The following is an 18,398-nucleotide window of genomic DNA, read 5'->3' on the forward strand; positions in this document are numbered from 1 at the left end:
TGCGCCCGTGCTCTCTGTCGTCACAGTTTTCTCCTTATCGCTCTTCAGGTGACGCAACGTGTGCCCCGGTGGCCAGCGTCATAATATTTTCCTGGCTGATTCTGGCCTGCTCCAGCTCGCCTGCGAGGGTGCCTTCCCGCATGACATACACCCGGTCGCTCATGCCAACAATTTCTGGCAGCTCGCTGGAGATCATCAGGATTGCCACACCCTGCTGTGCCATCTGGTTCATCATGCGATAGATCTCACTTTTTGCGCCGACGTCGACGCCGCGCGTCGGCTCATCAAGGATCAAAATGCGTGGGCCAATAGAGACCCAGCGTGAGATCAAAAGCTTCTGCTGATTGCCGCCGGAAAGCCCGCCGGCACGGACCTGCGCATGAGGGACGCGGATATTGAGCGTGGCGATGGCGTCGCGGGCAATTTTCTGCCCTTTCCGACGGTTCAGCAGGCCATAGCTGGCGTCGCGCTCCAGCGTCGCCATCACAATATTCTCCTGCGCCGCCATCTCCAGAAACAGCCCCTGCTCTTTACGGTTTTCCGTCAGGAAACCGATGCCGCGCGCGATGGCGTCACGCGGTGACTGAATGGTGACCTTCTGACCGTCAATCCAGATCTCTCCCCCGGTCGGTTTACGCACGCCGAAAATGAGCTGCGCCAGTTCGCTGCGCCCTGCGCCAACCAGCCCGGCCAGCCCCACGATCTCTCCGGCGCGCACCGCCAGGCTACTGGGGCGCACCTTGCCGCCGTCAGTCAGGTGATTCACCGCCAGCCGGATCTCGCCAAAAGGAATGGTGCGATCTTTATTAAACAGGTCGCTGAGTGAACGTCCCACCATCATACGCACCAGTTCACTGGCGTTCAGGTTGTCCCGGGTCAGGCTGCCCACATACTGCCCGTCGCGCAGCACGCTGACGCGGTCTGAGAGCTCGTAGACCTCTGCCATACGGTGGCTGATATAAATGATCGCCATCCCTTCTGCGCGCAGGCGCTTAATCAGTGCGAACAGCTGTTCAGTCTCGCGATTGCTCAGCGCTGCGGTGGGCTCATCCATTACCAGAATGCGGCTGTTGCGATGCAGCGCACGCGCGATCTCCACCTGCTGCTGCTCTGCAATGCTAAGGCGACTGACGCGGTCAGTGGCGTTGAACTGTGCGCCGAGTCGGTCAATCACCTGCTGCGCCTCATCAGCCATCTGGCGGCGGCGTATCAGCCCGCCGCGCGCGATTTCACTGCCGAGAAAAATGTTTTCCGCCACCGTTAAGTTGGGCGCAAGATTGATCTCCTGATAAATCAGGGTAATACCCGCCGCCAGCGCCTCTTTCGGCCCCCTGATGTTATAGGGCTGCCCGTCGATCAGGATCTCACCGCTGGTCGCGCTGTAGGCACCCGCGAGGATCTTCATCAGCGTACTTTTCCCGGCGCCGTTTTCGCCCATTAGCGCATGAATTTCACCGGGATAGACCGTGAGATCGACGCCTTTGAGCGCATAGAACTGACCAAATCGCCGCTTGATATCGCGCATTTGCAGAATCGGGGTGGCTGTCATGGGTCGCTCCAGATAACCGTGGTAATGGCTGAGTAAAGCAATGCCAGATAAATGGAAAATGTCAGAGCCCGTTCATATTTGTCATAAACGACGCCAGACTGCGCCCTATACTCGCCTCATCACGGCGGGCGCGGAGGCGTGGAATGCGGCATGAACATCCCTGGCAGGCGGGCGCACGCGGTCGCCTGCTGCTGTTCAACCTGCTGGTCGTCTGCGTCACGCTGATGGTGAGCGCGGTGGCAATTCTGGGCTTTCGCCACGCCGGACGGATCCAGGAGCAGGCGCAGGCGCAAACTCTGGCCGATATGCGCGCCAGCCTGGCACTGGCACGCGATACCGCCAGCGTGGCGACGGCAGCCGTACGGCTGTCGCAGGTGGTGGGTGCGCTGGAATATCAGAGCGAATCGCAGCGCCTTGAGCAGAATCAGCAGGCACTGCAGCACTCGGTGGCGCTGCTTGCCTCTGCGCCGCTGGCCTCCCGCCAGCCCGAACAGGTGGCGCGCATTCGCGCGCGCAGTCTGATGCTGGAGCAGACCATCACCCGACTGCTGATTAACGGTCATCAGCGCCATCTCCAGCGTAACGCCCTGCTCAGCGGCCTGTGGCAGTCACAGCTGCTGCTGGAGCATATCAACCGCCTCGCCCTCAATGGCCGCCCCGTGGCATCGCTGCGCCAGCAGACCGGGCACCTGATTAACGCGGCGATCCGCACGCCATCACCGATTGCCGTGGTCGATCAGCTACAGCAGGTGATGACGGCCTGGCGACCTGACTCAGGCAATGCGGTGCTGGATAACACCATTTCACGGCTGATCGCAACGCAACAGTCACTGATCCCGCTGGCGGATCGGCTGGCCGAAAACGATCTGGCTATCGCTTATGCCACCTACCGCATCAAGGCGCTGGTGGCGATGCTCAATGACGACATTACCGCCTGCGTCCAGCAGGTGGCGCAGCAGAGTGAGATGCGCAGCGCCGCAACCCACCGCGAACTCAACTCGGTGATCCTGTTTATTGCCCTGTTCGCCCTGCTGGCGCTGGCAATCACCGGCTATGCCGGGATCTATATCTATCGCAACCTCGGCTCGAGCCTGACCGCGATTGCCGATGCCATGACGCGGCTGGCGCAGGGTGAAAAACAGGTCCGGGTGCCTGGCCTGCAGCGCCGCGATGAGCTGGGCGATCTGGCGCGCGCCTTTAACGTCTTTGCGCGTAATACCGCTTCGCTGGCGCACACCTCGCGTCTGCTTAAAGAGAAAAGCAGCCAGCTTGAATCCACCTTTCTGGCGATGCGTGACGGCTTTGCCCTGTTTGATAACGGTGGCGAACTGGTGGTATGGAATGCACAGTATCCGCAGCTGCTCGGCCTGCCAGATCAGGCGCTGCATCGCGGCCTGCACTATCGCCAGCTGCTACAGCGCGTCGGCGTGAAGTTACAGGATCCCGGGGAGCCGCAGGAGGTACGGCTGGCAGATGGGCGCACGCTTGAGCTGCGCTTCAGCCCGGTGCCGCGCCGGGGTATTGTGAATACCGTGCTGGAGCGCACCGCGCGCAAAGCGCTGGAGGAGGCGCTGGTGCACAGCCAGAAAATGAAAGCGGTTGGCCAGCTGACCGGCGGCATTGCTCACGATTTTAATAATCTGCTGGCGGTGATCATTGGCAGTCTTGCGCTGACGCAAGGCCAGCTGCCGCCCGGAACGCTGGCAAACCGTATCGATCGGGCGCGGCAGGCGGCCGATCGCGCTGCCCTGCTGACCCAGCGGCTGCTGGCTTTTTCGCGCAAGCAGTCGCTGCATCCGCGTGCCGTGTCAGTGGTAAAGCTGGTAGACGATCTGCAAGGTCTGTTACAGCACTCGCTGCTGCCCGGCCAGCATCTGGTGACGGAGACGCAACCGCCCGGCTGGCTTGCCTGGATTGACGCCAGCCAGCTGGAGAACGCGCTGATGAACCTGGTGGTTAACGCGCGTGATGCGATGCAGCAGCAGCCCGGCGAGATCCGCCTGCGCATCAGCAATCAGCAGCGGAACGGGCGCGAACGGGTGGTGATTGAGGTCATCGACAACGGCTGTGGCATGACGACCGAGGTGCAGGCACAGGTGTTTGAGCCCTTTTTTACCACCAAAGAAACCGGCAGCGGTAGCGGACTGGGCCTGTCGATGGTCTATGGTTTTGTGCGTCAGTCGGGCGGGCAGATTGAAATTGACACCGCACCTGGCGCGGGTGCAACCGTGCGTCTGCTGTTGCCGCGTGCGCCGGAGCACGCAGTCACGCCCGTTTCCGCACCGCCGGTCGCTCCGCCCGCCCCGCGCGATAAGCTGATACTGGTGCTGGATGATGACGCGGCGGTGCGCCAGACGCTTTGCGAGCACCTGCACCAGCTTGGCTACGTGACGCTGGAGTGCACCAGCGGGGAAGAGGCGCTGACGCTACTGCGCCAGACGCCTGATATCGATCTGTTGATCAGCGATCTGATGCTGCCTGGCACGCTCAATGGCGCGGATGTTATCCGTCAGGCACAGCAACAGTGGCCGCATCTGGCGACGCTGCTGATCAGCGGCCAGGATCTGCGTCTTCAGCCGGTGGCGCTGCCCCTGTGCGAACGGCTGGCCAAGCCCTGGCAAAGCGCGCAGCTTGCAGCGGCGCTGGGCCGCGCCTGGCAGCGCAGCGAACGCCTCAGTCGCGCACGGCAGGCTGCCGGGGTGGCACCGCCTTCCCGCTAATATTGCACTTGCGCAGGCGGCTGGGGAACTCATCCATGATCGTCACCGCCCTCACCAGCATCAGCCCCCTTTCCGCCGGGGAAAGCCGCGAGAAGCGTGGTGAAAAATGTGCGCTTGCCCGTGCTGCGCCAGCGCCGTGGCGCTGCGCTGCTGCCGCACGGCAGGCCACTGCTGGCGTTGCGTTGTGCTTTCCATCAGTGCTCCAGGGTCAGTTCCGTTATGTCGCCGCGCGTCAGGCTGACGGCGTACTCTGCCAGCGTACCGTCGCGGGTTTTATTGAGGGTACGCACGCAGAGCAGCGGCGCGTGCAGGCCCGTGTCCAGCAGGCGGCACTCTTTAGCCTGAGCGCGGCGCGTGCTAATACGCGTCTGGCTGCGCATCAGCTGATGGCCGCCCTGCCTCATCAGTAAGTCGTGCAGCGAACCGCTGCTGACGTGCTGTAGCGTGGGCCACCCGCACAGATTCGGCAAGCGCCGCAATAAATCCGGCTGTGTGGTGGGTACTATGCTGAGGGTTACAGATGGCAGCAGGGTGACTGCGTCATGACACGCCCATGAAACTGCCGCGTTCAGATGCACAGCCTCAGGGCGCGTTTTATTAGCACAACTAAAGGGTCGGAGCCGTGTCGCCGGGAAGTGAAGCGTGCGGCTGGCAGCGGCTTCGCTTCAGAGCCTGTGCCGTGCAGGAGAGAGGATTTCTGCTAGCTTAATAACTGAACATCCTTGTTACGTGATAAATGAAAATGATTAACAGCGTGAAACTTTCTGCCGGCTTTCGTCGCAGTTTTATCCGCGAAGTCCTGCTGCCGCTTATGGCAATCCTGCTGCTGACCTTTGCCGGGGCGGGCACTGCCCTTTTTCTTGGCACGACGCTGACCAACCAGGAGGCGAAAGCCCAGCAGCAGCGCATGATCGAGGCCTCATTCAGCCAGAGCCTGGCGGAACATCAGCGCCAGCTACTTAGCATGTCACGCTGGGCTCCCCTGGCGTCGCATCTTACCACCTCCCCCTCCGACCGGCGCTGGCTCAATGACAACGTCGGCCGCTGGCTGTATGAGATGTTTGGCCATCAGCTGATTATGGTGCTGGATGAAACCGGGCTTCCGATGCAGGTCTGGCGTGAAGGGCAGCCGCTGACCGCTCCTGCAGAAGATCCTACGGTGCAGGCGGTATTAGCCAGTGCGCTGCTGCGAGGCCAGTCGCAGCAGGAGGAGGCAGATTATGCGCGCGTTGAGGGGCGTGCGGCGGCGCTGGCAATCGGGGATGTTACGCGCGAAGCGACACGTCTTAAGCTGGTCAGCCTGAAATTTCTCGACGATGGCTACCTTGCCGGGCTGGCCGAGCGCAGCCAGCTCAAGGGATTGCACTTTTCTGACCTCAGCGCCGTAGCCGATACCCCCGCACGCTTTCTGCTGACCTCGCGACAGGGCGAGGAGGTAGGCTATATCAACTGGGACCCGATGCGTCCCGGCGCGCAAATGCTCCGCGCCATCGCCCCCTCAACCGGTATCGCGGTACTGATCGTTATGCTGCTGTGTCTCTATATGCTGCGCCGCCTCTGGACATCGTCACGTGATCTGTCGCAGTCGATGATCAGGCTGGGTGCCAGTGAAGCCCAGGCGATGCACCTGGCCTTCCACGACGTGCTGACCGGCCTGCCCAACCGCGCGCTGGTTGAAGAACGGCTGACGCAGGCGCTGGCGCTGGCGACGCGTCATGAGCAGCGGGTGGCGCTGCTGCTGATCGACCTCGACCGCTTTAAAAATATCAATGATACCTACGGCCACCACGCGGGTGACGAGCTGATTATCGCCGTCGCCCATCGTCTCTCTACGCTGCTGCGCCCCAGCGACACCGTCGGACGCATTGGCGGCGATGAATTTATTGTTGTCATGCCAGAAGTGGAAAATATCGGTCAGGTACAGGCGCTGGCGCAGCGCATTCTCGACGCGCTTAGCCAGCCCTATGCGCTTTCCGGCGGCGAAGTCTGGAGCGGTGCCAGCATCGGCCTGGTGTTAGCCCCCAAAGACGGGCTGGATCGCCAGGAGCTGGTGCGTAAAGCTGACATCGCGCTTTATGAGGCAAAAAGCAGCGGACGCGGCAAATACCGCCAGTTTGAGCGGGTTATGGATGAATCGATCCGCACGCGTCAGAACATCGCTGCCGATCTGCGCGTGGCGCTACAGGACTACCGGGGACTGGCAGTGTGGTATCAGCCGTTGATGGATATCGAGGGCAAAAATATGGTGGGCGTGGAGGCGCTGTTGCGCTGGAACCATCCCACGCGCGGCGCGGTCCCTCCCGCTGACTTTATCGCCATCGCGGAAGAGACCGGGCTGATTATCCCGCTGGGCGAATGGGTGCTGCGTGAAGCCTGCGCGATCCAGCAGCGCTTTCCCGCGCTGATGGTGGCCGTTAACGTCTCACCGGTGCAGTTTCGCGCCACCGGTTTTGTTACGCGTATGGTGGAGATTGTGCGTGAAAGCGGTGGCGATCCGCAGCATATCGAGCTGGAGATCACCGAAGGGGTATTGATTGAGGATGAGCATGAAGCGCGCGCCATTATTATCGCCCTGCGCGAGGCCGGTTTCCGTATCGCGCTGGACGATTTTGGCACCGGTTACTCCAGTCTGAACTACCTCAGCACCTTCCCGGTCGACAAGATTAAAATTGACCGTTCATTTACTCAGTCGCTGGGCGTGGCGGAGAACTCCGTGGCGATCATTGAGTCAGTGGTGAAGCTGGGCCATGCCATGGGGCTGACGGTGACGGCCGAAGGGGTAGAGACGCCCGGTCAGATGAGCGCGCTGGCCGACGCAGGGTGCAACCAGCTTCAGGGCTATCTCTTTAGCCAGGCGCTGCCGTTTGAGCGCCTGGGCGACTGGATGCGCTGATTAAGGGCAGCACTGAGTGCCCAGGCGCCGCCTCTCCTATTCCGGAAAGTCGGTCTCGACAGCGGTTTGCTTCCAGGCTTCGATCTGCGCCAGGCGCGCTTTCAGCTTCGCCGTAACCGCATCATAGCCCCATGCTCCCAGCACCAGATGACGTGGAGGCGTGGCGTGCTCAGTAATGGCGATCATCGCCTGCGCCGCGCGCGCCGGATCGCCCTTCTGCGTGCCGCTGTTCTCTGAGGTTGCCTTCATGCGCGCCGCAGCAGTTTCTGCATACTCCGGCAGCCTGCTCGGCGTCTGATGCAGTGAGCGGCCAGCCCAGTCGGTACGGAACGGACCCGGCTCGACGCAGGTGACGTGGATGCCCAGCGAGGCGGTTTCCAGTGCCAGCGCATCGGACCAGCCCTCCACCGCGTGCTTGCTGGCCGAATAATAGCCGGAGCTGGCGAAGCCGATAAGGCCCGCCACCGAGGTGATATTAATAATATGGCCGCGACGCTGCTGGCGCATAACAGGCAGCACCGCACGCGTCAGGGCAAACAGGCCAAAAACGTTTGCATCAAACTGATCGCGGATCGCCTGCTCTTCCGCCTCTTCCACCGAGCTCTGATAGCCATAACCGGCGTTATTGACCAGCACGTCGAGGGTGCCAAATTTCTCCAGCGCTGCCTTTACCGCGCTGTCGATACTCTCTGCCCGGGTGACGTCAAGCGTCACCGCCAGCGCATTGCTGTGGCCCGCGACCAGATCGGCCACTTTGGCGGTATCGCGCGCCGTCACCACTACGTTAAAGCCGCGCGCTATCGTCTGCTGCGCCAGCTCGCGACCAAAACCTGTTGAACAGCCTGAAATAAACCACACCGGATTGTTATCTGTCGCCATGGGTTGCTCCAACATAATGGGTGGTAAATCACCTGAGCCCGGCGCTGACCGCCCGGGGAAAGTGAAGGATAAGGGTAGTGGCCCGCTGGCGGACCACTTAACGCTGAGTGCGCCCTACTTTTTATGCAGCAGCTGGCTGGCGGTATCGCTGATTATCTGCGCCGCGCCGCGATCCCCTTTTGCCATAGCACTCATAAAGGCTTTCGCCTGTTTAAAGGTGATGTGCGGCGGCAGCGGGGCCACTTCAGGATCGGTTTTCACCTCCAGGACCACCGGACGATCGGCACTGAGTGCGCGTCGCCACGCGTCCGCCAGCACGTCCGGGTTATCGACAAAGATGCCCTGTAAGCCCAGCGATTCCGCAAACTGCGCGTAACGCACATCTGGCAGCTGCTGCGTCGCCTCAAAGCGCGCGTTGCCCTCCATGACGCGCTGCTCCCAGGTAACCTGGTTGAGGTCCTGGTTATTGAAGACGCAAACGATAAGGCGTGGATCGGCCCACTGCTGCCAGTATTTTTGAATAGTGATCAGCTCCGCCATATTGTTCATCTGCATTGCGCCATCTCCGACCAGCGCCACCACCGGTTTGTCTGGCTGAGCAAATTTGGCGGCAATGGCGTAGGGCACCGCTGCTCCCATACAGGCCAGCCCGCCAGAGAGTGAGGCGCGCTGGCCCTGCCTGACGCGGTAGTCGCGGGCAAACCAGTTAGCACAGGAGCCGGAATCGGAGGTCACGATGGCATTATCCGGCAGCTGCGGCGACATCTCCCAGACCACGCGCTGGGGGTTAACCGGATTCGCGGGGGCATGAGCGCGTTCTTCCATCACCTGCCACCAGTCACGCACCTGCACCGCAATCTCCTCCTGCCAGCCGCGATCCACTTTATGCTCCAGCAGCGGCAGCAGGGCGCGCAGCGTTTCCGCCGCGTCGCCGTGCAGATTCACTTCGCACGGGTAGCGCAGGCCGAGCATTGCTGGATCAATATCAATCTGCACCGCACGCGCCTTGCCCTCCTCCGGCAGGAACTCTGTCCAGGGGAAACCGCTGCCGATCATCAGCAGGGTGTCGCAATGCTTCATCATCTCCGAGGAGGGTTTGGTGCCGAGCAGGCCGATAGCGCCGGTGACAAAAGGCGCATCGTCCGGCAGCACATCTTTGCCGAGCAGCGCCTTGGCGACGCCCGCCGCCAGCACGTTGGCGGTCTGCACCACCTCTACCGCTGCACCGCGCGCGCCCGCACCAATTAAAATAGCAACCTTTTTGCCGGCGTTAAGCACGTCGGCGGCCCGCTGCAAATCCGCCTCGTAAGGCACCATTCTGGGGCGCTGATAGCCGGGGCCAGAGTGGGTAAAACCGTGCAGGTGTTTGGGGGCTTCCCACGGCTCATCCTGGATATCTTTTGGCACGATGACCACTGCCACGCCGTTCTGCGCTTTGGCAATGCGTACGCCGCGGTCGATTAAGTGACGCACCTGCGCTGGCGCTGCCGCCTCCTGCACAAAGCTGGCGACGTCGGCAAACACGCGGTCGAGGTTCATCTCCTGCTGATAGCTGGCACCGCGCGCGGTTGCCTCTGCCTGCCCGGCAATCGCCAGTACCGGCGCGTGATCCATTTTGGCATCATAAAGACCGGTAAGCAGATGGGTTGCGCCCGGGCCGCCGGTAGAGAGGCAAACGCCCAGCTCGCCGGTAAATTTGGCATGTCCGGCCGCCATAAAGGCCGCCATCTCTTCGTGGCGCACCTGGATAAATTCAATGCCGTCGCCCTTCTCATTAGCACGCTGAATGGCGCCCAGTACCCCGTTAATGCCGTCACCGGGATAGCCGTAAATACGCGTTACGCCCCACTCTTTCAGCCGCTGCACAATGAAATCGCTGGTTTTCATGCTCATCGTTGTCGCCTCCTTAAAATGCCGTGTCAGAGAGTAAGGGTAGACGACAATCTGGCTTCTCCGTCGACCAGTGCGTGACGGGCAGCCGCGCAGCCGCCCGTCACGCCTGCCGAGGCAAACGCCGAGCGGTTGCGGTTGCGCACGATCGGCAGGGTTTCGTAAGACGCGATCGCAAAGGCCATTTCCGTTGCCAGCCTCCGTCGATGATAACGTCACACAGCCAGCCGGACCGGGTGTAATCCGTCATCAGTCGGGCAAAACCGAACTGCGCCCTGCCGCTTACCGATTAAACGGCAGTGAAGCGGCAACGGCCCGCGCGCTCCGGGTACGCCTGCCCTTTTGCCCGGCAGGATTGCCCGACAAGCGGAAAGGGATCCATGCAGATTGCGCGGACGCCGTCAGATGGCGAGGGTAGCGGCGTTGCGCTGCCAGGCCGTGCCGGCAATCATCAGTGAGGCCATCAGTTGCTTCTGGTCACGCGAATGGATAGTAAGGGCAGTGCCCTGTCGGACACGGCCAAAAGGCAGGCATTTACCGCACGGATGCGGCGAAAAAAGCACAAATAAAATTTTATGCTGCAGGGAAAGCGCAGCGCGCCTGGCGATAAAAAGCCCCGTAACAGGGCTGCACCCTCAGCGTGGCGACTCAGGCCGGGGCACTACAGCGCACTCAGCACATCATTTTGCCGGGTAATCAGCGAGCGCAGCGGCACGCTGCTTTTCATCACGGGGGATTTGATGACGATATAGCTGAAATATTTATCGATGCCGATCTGCGCATCCAGCATCTTCTCAATCACTTCCTGATAGTGCTCAATGCTGCGGGTGATAAAGCGCAGCAGATAGTCGTAGCCTCCGGTGATCAGGTGGCACTCCATCAGCTCATCCACGTCGCGCAGCGCGCTTTCAAACTTCATAAAATCTTCCCGGCGATGGCCTGAAAGAGTGACTTCCGTAAAAACCGTGACCGAATCGGTGATTTTGGTGAGATTGATATGGGCTTCATAGCCGGTGATAAAGCCCGCCTGCTCAAGGCGTTTAACACGTTGCAGACAGGGGCTGGGTGAAAGTCCCACGGCATCGGCGAGATTCACATTGCTGATGCGGCCATCTTTTTGCAGTTGCACCAGGATGTTGATATCAATGCGGTCAAGTTTCATTAAGCCGTTCATATCACCCCTCATCGTTAACCCATTGTGCAGGACGTGCTGATGGTATAACACGCTTCACGCCGACAACGCCAGCGTTACCGCGTGTGCTATCCACCAGGTAAAATGATAATTATTCCAGCAATATCAATGAGGAAGATGACGTTAGCCCAGACGACCGGTGGCACGCGCCAGCGCAATGTCAAAGATGTGCAGCGCCTCCTCCAGCTGTGAATCGGTGGTAACCAGGGGCGCCAGGAAGCGCACCACGTTACGCTGAACACCGCACTTGATCAGCAGCAGCCCCTCCTGACAGGCGCTGTCGAGGATCTTCTGCGTCAGCGCAGCGTCCGGCCTGCCGGTTTCAAAATCGAGGATCTCCACTGCCAGCATAAAGCCGAGGCCGCGCACGTCGCCAATGCAGGCGTACTTCTCCGCCAGCTGCTGCAGGCGCGCATGCAGCTGCTCGCCCAGCGCGCTGGCGCGAGCCAGCAGACGATCATGCTCCAGCAGATCGAGTACGGCCAGCGCGGCGGCACAGGCCAGTGCATTACCGCCATAGGTGCCGCCCAGCCCGCCTGGCGTCGGCGCATCCATGATCGCCGCTTTGCCCACCACGCCGGAGATCGGCAGGCCGCCGCCAAGACTTTTCGCCACCGTGACCAGGTCAGGTTTGATGTTGAAATGCTGAAAAGCAAACATCTTGCCGGTGCGGCCAAAACCGGTCTGCACTTCATCGCAGATGAGCAGAATACCGTGCTGCCCGGTGATGCGGCGCAGCGCCTGCATAAACGCCGGACCGGCAGGCAGAAAGCCGCCGTCACCCTGTACCGGCTCAATAATGATGGCCGCCACGCGTTCCGGCGCGATCTGCACGGCAAACAGCTGATCCAGCGCCTTCAGGCAGTCGACTTCCGAAACGCCATGCAGCGGATTCGGGAACGGCAGGCGATAGATATCGGACGGGAAAGGACCAAAGTTCTGCTTGTAGGGCTGACTCATGCCGGTCAGGGTTACGCCAAGCAGCGTGCGACCGTGAAACGCACCGTCGAAGGCGATCACGCCAGGGCGACCGGTGTAGGAGCGCGCAATTTTAATCGCGTTCTCTACCGCTTCCGCACCGCTGGTAAAAAAGACACTTTTACAGGGTTCACCCCCGCCGACCAGTCGGTTGAGGCGCTGCGCCAGCTCGATATAGCCCGGATAGGCGGCCACCTGGAAACAGGCGTGCGAAACCCGTCCGAGCTGGCGCGTTACCGCATTCACTACCGCCGGGTGATTATGTCCCACGTTCAGCACGCCGATCCCACCGACAAAGTCGAGATAGCGATTGCCCTCAACGTCCCAGACTTCGCTGCCTGATGCCCGTTCAATCACCAGCGGATGTGCGGTGACAACCCCGCGCGGCACATGCTGCTCGCGCGCATCCAGCAGTAAACTGTTATCGGAATACGTCTGCTGTCCGGCCATGACATTCTGCATTTTCATACCTCGTCCACGTAGCGTTCGGTTGGCTCAAGTATCGCAACCCGTTGGTTAAGCTTGCTGCCGTTATGGGTAGTGCGGCGGCATTTCCTGTCAAAATTGTCGTTCTTTCAGCAGGGAAATTTCTTACGTCCGTGCCCGTCGGGCGATCGCCGTTAATACCCGGAACGATCGGATCGCGGTTAACGTTGCAGGCGGCGTGGTGCAGCGGCGGGGAGGACGCGGAGTGGCGTCTCAGTGTTCTCCTCCGCTGCCGGGCTAACGGTGCGCACGATGCCGGTCATTGATGCCTCCGCCGGGATCATATTGTGTGAAAAGCTGCCCTGCATGCGCGTTACGCTCAGCAGCCCCGGCTCACAGGCATCAAGGGAACGCGCACGATCTCGCTGGTGCGCTGCTCCTGATAGCGCAGTTCAGGCCGGGTATGCCGCGCGCGCCGCAGCGCAATAAGAGCGCCACTGCTGATCAGTAACCTCGCGCACGGTCGATCAGGCCAGTCATTGGCTCGCCACGCTGATAGCGGCGCAGATTTTCCAGCAGCGCGGCGGCGGCGCTGATGGTTTGCGTCTGGCTGGCAATGTGCGGTGTCAGCCAGATGGCAGGGTGATGCCAGAAGCGATGGGACGGCGGCAGCGGTTCGGGATCGGTAACGTCAATTACCGCGGCGCTCAGCAGACCGCCGTCGAGCGCCGCCAGCAGATCCTCATGGTGAAGCTGTGCGCCGCGTCCCGCCTGCACCAGCGCTGCGCCGGGAGGCAACTGGCTGAAAAGGTCGCGGTTCAGCAGGCCGTGCGTCTCCGGCGTTAAGGGCAGCAGGCAGACCAGAATGTCGCTGCGCGCCAGAAATGCGTCTCGCTGCTCTGCGCCATAAAAGCAGGCAACGCCGTTGAGCGCGCGCGGGGTGCGGCTCCAGCCTGCACAGTCAAAGCCGAGCGACACCAGCTGAGTGAGCGCCGCCTGGCCTAGCTCACCCAGTCCCATCACGCCGACGCGCCGCGTGGCGGCAGGCCTGACGCTGTGCGGCTGCCATCGCGCTTCGCGCTGCTGTTGCAGGTAGCGCGGCATATCGCGGTGAAGAGCGAGCACCGCAAAGGTGACATATTCCACCATGCCCTGCGTCAGACCCGGCTCAATCATGCGCACGACCGGTAACCCGGGCGGCAAGGTGGTGAGGTCAAACTGGTCCGCGCCCGCCCCCACTGACATCAGCAGTTTCAGGTTGGGAAAGGTCGCCATCATGTTTTCCGGCGGCTGCCAGGCGATTACTATCTCTGTCTTCTGCGGATCGCCGGTTTCCGGCCAGAGATAGAGCTGAATATCAGGCGCATGCTGCGCCAGCCACGCCTGCCACAGCGCACCGCGTTGTGGGTCCGATTTATAGAGGATCTGCATCAGGCCATCGCCTGGGTCATCAGGCCAAACGCCTGCAATCCGCCCGCTGGCGGCGTCCAGGGGGTGCCGCGCACCATGGTGGTGGGGTTATCGACCTGCTTCAGCCCCAGGGTGGCAAGCCAGGATGACAGCGGCAGCGCGGCATCAGTATCAATACGCACAAACTCGCCGCGCAGCCCCTGCATAAGCGAGGCGACCAGCGCCTGCGCCACCGGCAAATCCCGCGCGATAATCGGGCCTATCGCCCAGCCGTATCCAAAGCGACGCAGGCTGGCAAAGCCATAAATCTGCTGCTGCTCATCAGCCAGCAGCACGGTCTGATGCTGGCTGATAAGATGCGCAATCAGCTGCGGACGCAGCATGCCGTGTGCCTGCCGATCGAGCGCGGTAAGGGTGGCGATCTCCTGCGGCTGTGCGCGGCGCAGCGTTAAGCCTGCTGGGATCGCCACCGGCGGCACCGTTTCCAGCGCGCGCGTCTGGTGCTGATGGATCTGCCCGAGGGTGACAAAGCCGAGCTTTTCATACAGTCCTTTACCCATTTCAGTGGCGTGCAGCCGGACGTTGTAGTCAGGCACTTTTTCCAGCAGGGTCAGCATCAGCTGTTTGCCCAGCCCGCGTCCCTGCTGCTGGCTATCAACAATCACCAGCCCGATAGTGGCAGCGCGATCGCCCCAGCGCCAGAGCACTGCGCTGCCCAGCAACTTGCCCTGCTCCTCGATCACCACGCCCTCACCCAGCGACAGCGCCTGCTGCCAGTCCTCAGGGCGGTGTGGCCATTTCAGCTGCTGCGTCAGGTGATAGCCCTGTTGCAGATCCTGCGCGGTCATCGCGCGAAAAATAAGACTCATGCGGTGCTCCTTACATCATGTCAGGCGTTTCATTTGTGCCGCCGTTGGTCAGACGGCGGTAGCCACAGGGGTCGGGTCAACACCGTGTGTCGCGGTTCGGCGAGGGACAAACCGGTGCGGTAGCCCTACTCTGCCCTGAGGATCTCTTCATGTTCATCCAGCCATCCTTGCCGCAGCTCCGGCACGGCACGCTTCAGCCGTTCAAAGTAGAGCTCGCTGGTCGGCTTGTCATAATCTTCCCGCGCCAGCTGGGTCACGATACGGCCTGACTTCATCACCACAATCTGGTCGCATACTGCGCGCACCGCATGCATATCGTGACTGATAAAGAGCACCGACAGGCCCAGCTCACGCCGCAGCTCGCCGATCAGATCGAGCACCGCTGCCGCCACCACGGTATCCAGCGCCGAGGTCACCTCATCACACAGGATAAGATCCGGCTCCGCTGCCAGCGCGCGTGCCAGACTGACGCGCTGCTTCTGACCGCCAGAGAGCGCCCATGGACGTCGCCACAGCACGCTGCGCGGCAATTTCACCAGATCGAGCAGCTGGTGCAGCCGCTGAGTCAGCGCCTGACCACGCAGGCCGTGAAACAGCATCAGCGGCCGCGACAAAATTCGCTCGACGCTGTGCGCCGGATTGAGCGCGGTATCCGCCATCTGAAACACATACTGAATGCGGCGCAGTTCATTGTCAGGCCGTTTGTGCATATCGCCCGCAATATAGTGGCCATTAAAAAGGATATGGCCGTTACAGGGGGCGTTAAGCCCGGCGATGGCGTGTGCCAGCGTGGTTTTGCCCGATCCCGACTCACCGATAATGCCGATCGCCTGCCCTCGCCAGAGTTGCAGATGTATATCCTCAAGGATGCGGGTCTTCGGCTGACCGTCTTTGCCGCGTGGGCCGTAGCCTGCGGCGAGATCGCGCACCTCCAGCAGCGGCTGTTGCGCCGCACGGGTCGCTGCCCGCCACGGGCTGGGGCGCGCCTGCTGCTGCGCGGCATTCATAAGCTGGCGCGTGTAGTCTGCCTGAGGCGCGCCAATCAGCCGCTCGGTGGTACCATACTCCGCGATCTGGCCGCGCAGCAGCACCAGAATGCGGTCCGCCATCTGCGCCACCACGGCAAGATCGTGGCTGACGTAGATGGCCGTGACGCCGCGCTGTGCCACCACGCGGCGGAAGGCTTTCAGCACCTCCACCTGCGTTGTGACGTCGAGCGCCGTGGTCGGCTCGTCCAGGATCACGACATCAGGATCGCCGATCAGCGCCATTGCCGTCATCAGACGCTGTAGCTGACCGCCGGAAACCTGGTGCGGCCAGCGGTCGCCTATGGTGTCGGGGTTGGGCAGCGCCAGCTCGCGGAACAGCGCCACCGCCCTGGCCTTTGCCGCTTTGCGCGTCAGGGTGCCATGAATGACCACAGGTTCGATCACCTGGTCGATAATCTTCATGCCGGGGTTAAACGAGGCCGCCGCGCTCTGGGCGATATAGGCCACTTTGTTGCCGCGGAACGCGCGCAGCTGCTGCGGGCTGAGGCTGTTCACGTCCACGCCCGCTACGTGAATATTGCCTTCGGCGATACGGCAGCCGTGACGCGCATAGCCCATCAGCGCCATCGCAATGGTGGTTTTGCCGGAGCCCGATTCGCCAATCAGCGCCAGCACCTCGCCTTTCTGCACGGTAAAACGAATATCTGATACCAGATTGATCGGGTCGCCCTGGTCACTCTGCGCCGTGACGCGCAGCTTTTCCACCGAGATCACCGGCATAGCGGTATGTGGCATCACATTCATACGCCCTCCTCTGCCAGCGTCAGCGGACGCATCTGTTGCAGACTGTCGATAAACAGGTTGGCACCGATGGTCAGGCTGGCAATGGCCAGCGCCGGCATCAGCACCGCAGGCGAGCCGTCAAACAGCCCCTGAATGTTCTCGCGAACCAGCGTGCCCCAGTCTGCATAGGGCGGCTGTACGCCGAGGCCGAGAAAGCTCAGCCCGCTCAGCAGCAGGACGATATAGACAAAGCGCAGGCCAAAATCCGCCAGCATCGGATGGACCATATTGGGCAGGATGTCATGGAGGGCGATATACCAGCGGCTTTCACCCCGCAGCCGCGAGGCACGCACGTAATCGCTGTTGCGCAGGCTGCCCGCCAGGGCAAAGGCGATGCGAAACGCGCCCGGCCAGAAGGTAAAGATGGCGGTCAGCAGCAGCATCGGCAGTGACGAGCCAAACACCGCCACGATCATCAGCGACAGCACCTTACCCGGCAGCACCAGCATGGCATCGTTGACGCGGCCCAGGATCGCCTCCAGCCAGCGCCCTGTCACTGCCGCCAGCAGCGCCAGCAGCGTGCCGATCAGGCTGGCCCCAATGGCCGCCCCCAGCCCTAACCCAATTGAGAACTTCGCGCCATACAGGATGCGGCTGAGAATATCGCGCCCCAGCGCGTCGGTGCCGAGCCAGTTGTCGGCGGTAAAGCCGCCAGAGAGCGGGCCGCCGCCAATGTCCTCAATATTGTGCGGTGCCAGCTGGCTGCCAAACATCGCCATCAGCAGCCAGAACATCGATACCAGCAGGCCCAGCCGCCCGGCGATCGACAGCGACTGGAAGAAACGGACGGGAAGTAATCGGTTCATGCGCTTCTCCATTTCGGGTTAAAGGCGATGGTAAGCACGTCAGCCAGCAGCAGCAGTACCAGGTAGCAAGCGGCAAACAGCATCACGCAGAACTGCACCACCGGCAGGTCGCGGTTGCTCACCGCATCCACCAGCTGGCTGGCGAGGCCGGGATAGCTGAAAATGGTTTCAATAATGATCACACCGCCAAACAGGTAGGAGAGGCTGAGAGAGATAGCGTTAGCAATCGGGCCGACCGCGTTAGGTAAGGCGTGGCGCAGCACGGCACGCAGCGGCGAGACGCCCTTCAGTAAAGCCATTTCCAGGTAGGGGCTATTGAGCTGGTCAATAATGGCGGCGCGTGTCATGCGCGCCATCTGTGCCACCAGCACGCAGCAGAGCGTCAGCACCGGCAGCGCGTAGGCCTTCAGGTAGCTGACCAGATCCATGTCCGGCGAACCAAAGGACATCGCTGAGACCCAGTGCAGCTTCACGGCAAAGATCAGTACCGCCAGCGTCGCCACCAGAAACTCCGGCACCGCCACCATCGCCATGGTGGTGACCACCAGCGCACGGTCCAGCAGCGAGCCGCGCGTCATCGCGGCGGCGATGCCGATAATCAGTGCCAGCGGTACGCAGATCAGCGTGGCGATCGCCGCCAGTTCAAAGGTGGCCGGCACGCGCTGCGCCACCAGCCGGGTGACCGGCAGATGACTGGCAAAGGAGGTGCCAAAATCGCCCTGTAGCATCCCGCCCAGCCAGTTGACATAGCGCAGCAGCAGCGGCTGATCCAGCCCGAGCTGCGCGCGCAGCGCCGCTACCGTTTCCGGCGTGGCGTTTTGCCCGAGGATCATCTGCGCCGCATCGCCAGGTAGCAGGCTGGTGATAAAGAACACCACCGCCGAGACAATAAGTAAGGTCAGGATGCCCGCGCCGATGCGACGGGCAATCAGGAACATCATGTATCGGTTCATC

13 protein-coding genes and 2 pseudogenes are annotated in these 18,398 nt (G+C 61.6%); 2 read left to right on the forward strand and 13 right to left on the reverse strand.

The window, feature by feature from the left end:
- Nucleotides 1–34: 34 nt before the first annotated feature.
- Nucleotides 35–1,549: a sugar ABC transporter ATP-binding protein gene (locus HP564_RS05765; RefSeq protein WP_371241091.1), complete on the reverse strand. Its 1,515-nt coding sequence runs from the start codon at nucleotides 1,547–1,549 to the stop codon at nucleotides 35–37.
- Nucleotides 1,550–1,692: 143 nt separating this feature from the next.
- On the opposite strand from HP564_RS05765, the gene HP564_RS05770 reads away from it, so the two are divergent.
- Entirely contained in the window at nucleotides 1,693–4,269 is a 2,577-nt protein-coding gene (locus tag HP564_RS05770) for an ATP-binding protein (protein ID WP_371241093.1), read from the forward strand.
- Between the two features lie 60 nt (nucleotides 4,270–4,329).
- Here the strand turns inward: HP564_RS05770 and HP564_RS05775 are convergent, their stop codons facing one another.
- On the reverse strand, nucleotides 4,330–4,464 hold the full coding sequence (locus HP564_RS05775; RefSeq protein WP_371241095.1) for a hypothetical protein: 135 nt from the start codon (nucleotides 4,462–4,464) through the stop codon (nucleotides 4,330–4,332).
- Nucleotides 4,464–4,739, reverse strand: a pseudogene (locus HP564_RS05780) (UTRA domain-containing protein); the annotation flags it as partial. The gene HP564_RS05775 and the pseudogene HP564_RS05780, both read right to left, overlap by 1 nt.
- Before the next feature lie 272 nt (nucleotides 4,740–5,011).
- Between HP564_RS05780 and HP564_RS05785 the strand changes: the two are divergent.
- Entirely contained in the window at nucleotides 5,012–7,162 is a 2,151-nt protein-coding gene (locus HP564_RS05785) for a putative bifunctional diguanylate cyclase/phosphodiesterase (RefSeq protein WP_371241992.1), read from the forward strand.
- 36 nt (nucleotides 7,163–7,198) lie between these two features.
- Here the strand turns inward: HP564_RS05785 and HP564_RS05790 are convergent, their stop codons facing one another.
- The 10 genes and pseudogenes from HP564_RS05790 to HP564_RS05835 form a co-directional block, all read right to left on the reverse strand.
- Nucleotides 7,199–8,041 (reverse strand): oxidoreductase, encoded by an 843-nt coding sequence (locus tag HP564_RS05790; protein ID WP_371241097.1) that lies wholly within the window; start codon nucleotides 8,039–8,041, stop codon nucleotides 7,199–7,201.
- A 114-nt stretch (nucleotides 8,042–8,155) separates the two neighbouring features.
- Nucleotides 8,156–9,934, reverse strand: coding sequence for a thiamine pyrophosphate-requiring protein (locus tag HP564_RS05795; protein WP_371241099.1), 1,779 nt, complete (start codon nucleotides 9,932–9,934; stop codon nucleotides 8,156–8,158).
- A gap of 658 nt (nucleotides 9,935–10,592) precedes the next feature.
- Entirely contained in the window at nucleotides 10,593–11,105 is a 513-nt protein-coding gene (locus tag HP564_RS05800) for an Lrp/AsnC family transcriptional regulator (protein ID WP_081140041.1), read from the reverse strand.
- A 141-nt stretch (nucleotides 11,106–11,246) separates the two neighbouring features.
- A complete protein-coding gene (gene gabT / locus HP564_RS05805) occupies nucleotides 11,247–12,563 on the reverse strand; it encodes a 4-aminobutyrate--2-oxoglutarate transaminase (RefSeq protein WP_371241994.1) in 1,317 nt (438 codons plus the stop codon).
- A gap of 224 nt (nucleotides 12,564–12,787) precedes the next feature.
- Nucleotides 12,788–12,943 (reverse strand): annotated as a pseudogene (locus HP564_RS05810) (amidohydrolase); the annotation flags it as partial.
- An 88-nt stretch (nucleotides 12,944–13,031) separates the two neighbouring features.
- Complete coding sequence (locus tag HP564_RS05815; RefSeq protein WP_371241102.1) at nucleotides 13,032–13,958, reverse strand: 2-hydroxyacid dehydrogenase; 927 nt, start codon at nucleotides 13,956–13,958, stop codon at nucleotides 13,032–13,034.
- A complete protein-coding gene (locus HP564_RS05820; RefSeq protein ID WP_371241104.1) occupies nucleotides 13,958–14,806 on the reverse strand; it encodes a GNAT family N-acetyltransferase in 849 nt (282 codons plus the stop codon). Before HP564_RS05820 ends, HP564_RS05815 begins: the two co-directional genes overlap by 1 nt.
- 125 nt (nucleotides 14,807–14,931) lie before the next feature.
- Complete coding sequence (locus HP564_RS05825) at nucleotides 14,932–16,599, reverse strand: ABC transporter ATP-binding protein (RefSeq protein ID WP_371241106.1); 1,668 nt, start codon at nucleotides 16,597–16,599, stop codon at nucleotides 14,932–14,934.
- On the reverse strand, nucleotides 16,596–17,444 hold the full coding sequence (locus tag HP564_RS05830; protein WP_371241108.1) for an ABC transporter permease: 849 nt from the start codon (nucleotides 17,442–17,444) through the stop codon (nucleotides 16,596–16,598). Before HP564_RS05830 ends, HP564_RS05825 begins: the two co-directional genes overlap by 4 nt.
- Nucleotides 17,441–18,397 (reverse strand): ABC transporter permease, encoded by a 957-nt coding sequence (locus tag HP564_RS05835; RefSeq protein WP_371241110.1) that lies wholly within the window; start codon nucleotides 18,395–18,397, stop codon nucleotides 17,441–17,443. The genes HP564_RS05830 and HP564_RS05835 overlap by 4 nt, the downstream gene beginning before the upstream one ends.
- Between the last annotated feature and the right edge of the window lies 1 nt (nucleotide 18,398).

Source organism: Pantoea sp. KPR_PJ, assembly GCF_041386365.1.
In the GTDB taxonomy this organism is placed as follows: domain Bacteria; phylum Pseudomonadota; class Gammaproteobacteria; order Enterobacterales; family Enterobacteriaceae; genus Pantoea.

Excerpts from the sequence above, each read along its gene's own strand:
- HP564_RS05765 (WP_371241091.1), bottom strand. The coding sequence starts at position 1,549 with ATGACAGCCACCCCGATTCTGCAAATGCGCGATATCAAGCGGCGATTT.
- HP564_RS05770 (WP_371241093.1), top strand. The coding sequence starts at position 1,693 with ATGCGGCATGAACATCCCTGGCAGGCGGGCGCACGCGGTCGCCTGCTG.
- HP564_RS05775 (WP_371241095.1), bottom strand. The coding sequence starts at position 4,464 with ATGGAAAGCACAACGCAACGCCAGCAGTGGCCTGCCGTGCGGCAGCAG.
- HP564_RS05785 (WP_371241992.1), top strand. The coding sequence starts at position 5,012 with ATGATTAACAGCGTGAAACTTTCTGCCGGCTTTCGTCGCAGTTTTATC.
- HP564_RS05790 (WP_371241097.1), bottom strand. The coding sequence starts at position 8,041 with ATGGCGACAGATAACAATCCGGTGTGGTTTATTTCAGGCTGTTCAACA.
- HP564_RS05795 (WP_371241099.1), bottom strand. The coding sequence starts at position 9,934 with ATGAGCATGAAAACCAGCGATTTCATTGTGCAGCGGCTGAAAGAGTGG.
- HP564_RS05800 (WP_081140041.1), bottom strand. The coding sequence starts at position 11,105 with ATGAACGGCTTAATGAAACTTGACCGCATTGATATCAACATCCTGGTG.
- gabT (WP_371241994.1), bottom strand. The coding sequence starts at position 12,563 with ATGCAGAATGTCATGGCCGGACAGCAGACGTATTCCGATAACAGTTTA.
- HP564_RS05815 (WP_371241102.1), bottom strand. The coding sequence starts at position 13,958 with ATGCAGATCCTCTATAAATCGGACCCACAACGCGGTGCGCTGTGGCAG.
- HP564_RS05820 (WP_371241104.1), bottom strand. The coding sequence starts at position 14,806 with ATGAGTCTTATTTTTCGCGCGATGACCGCGCAGGATCTGCAACAGGGC.
- HP564_RS05825 (WP_371241106.1), bottom strand. The coding sequence starts at position 16,599 with ATGAATGTGATGCCACATACCGCTATGCCGGTGATCTCGGTGGAAAAG.
- HP564_RS05830 (WP_371241108.1), bottom strand. The coding sequence starts at position 17,444 with ATGAACCGATTACTTCCCGTCCGTTTCTTCCAGTCGCTGTCGATCGCC.
- HP564_RS05835 (WP_371241110.1), bottom strand. The coding sequence starts at position 18,397 with ATGAACCGATACATGATGTTCCTGATTGCCCGTCGCATCGGCGCGGGC.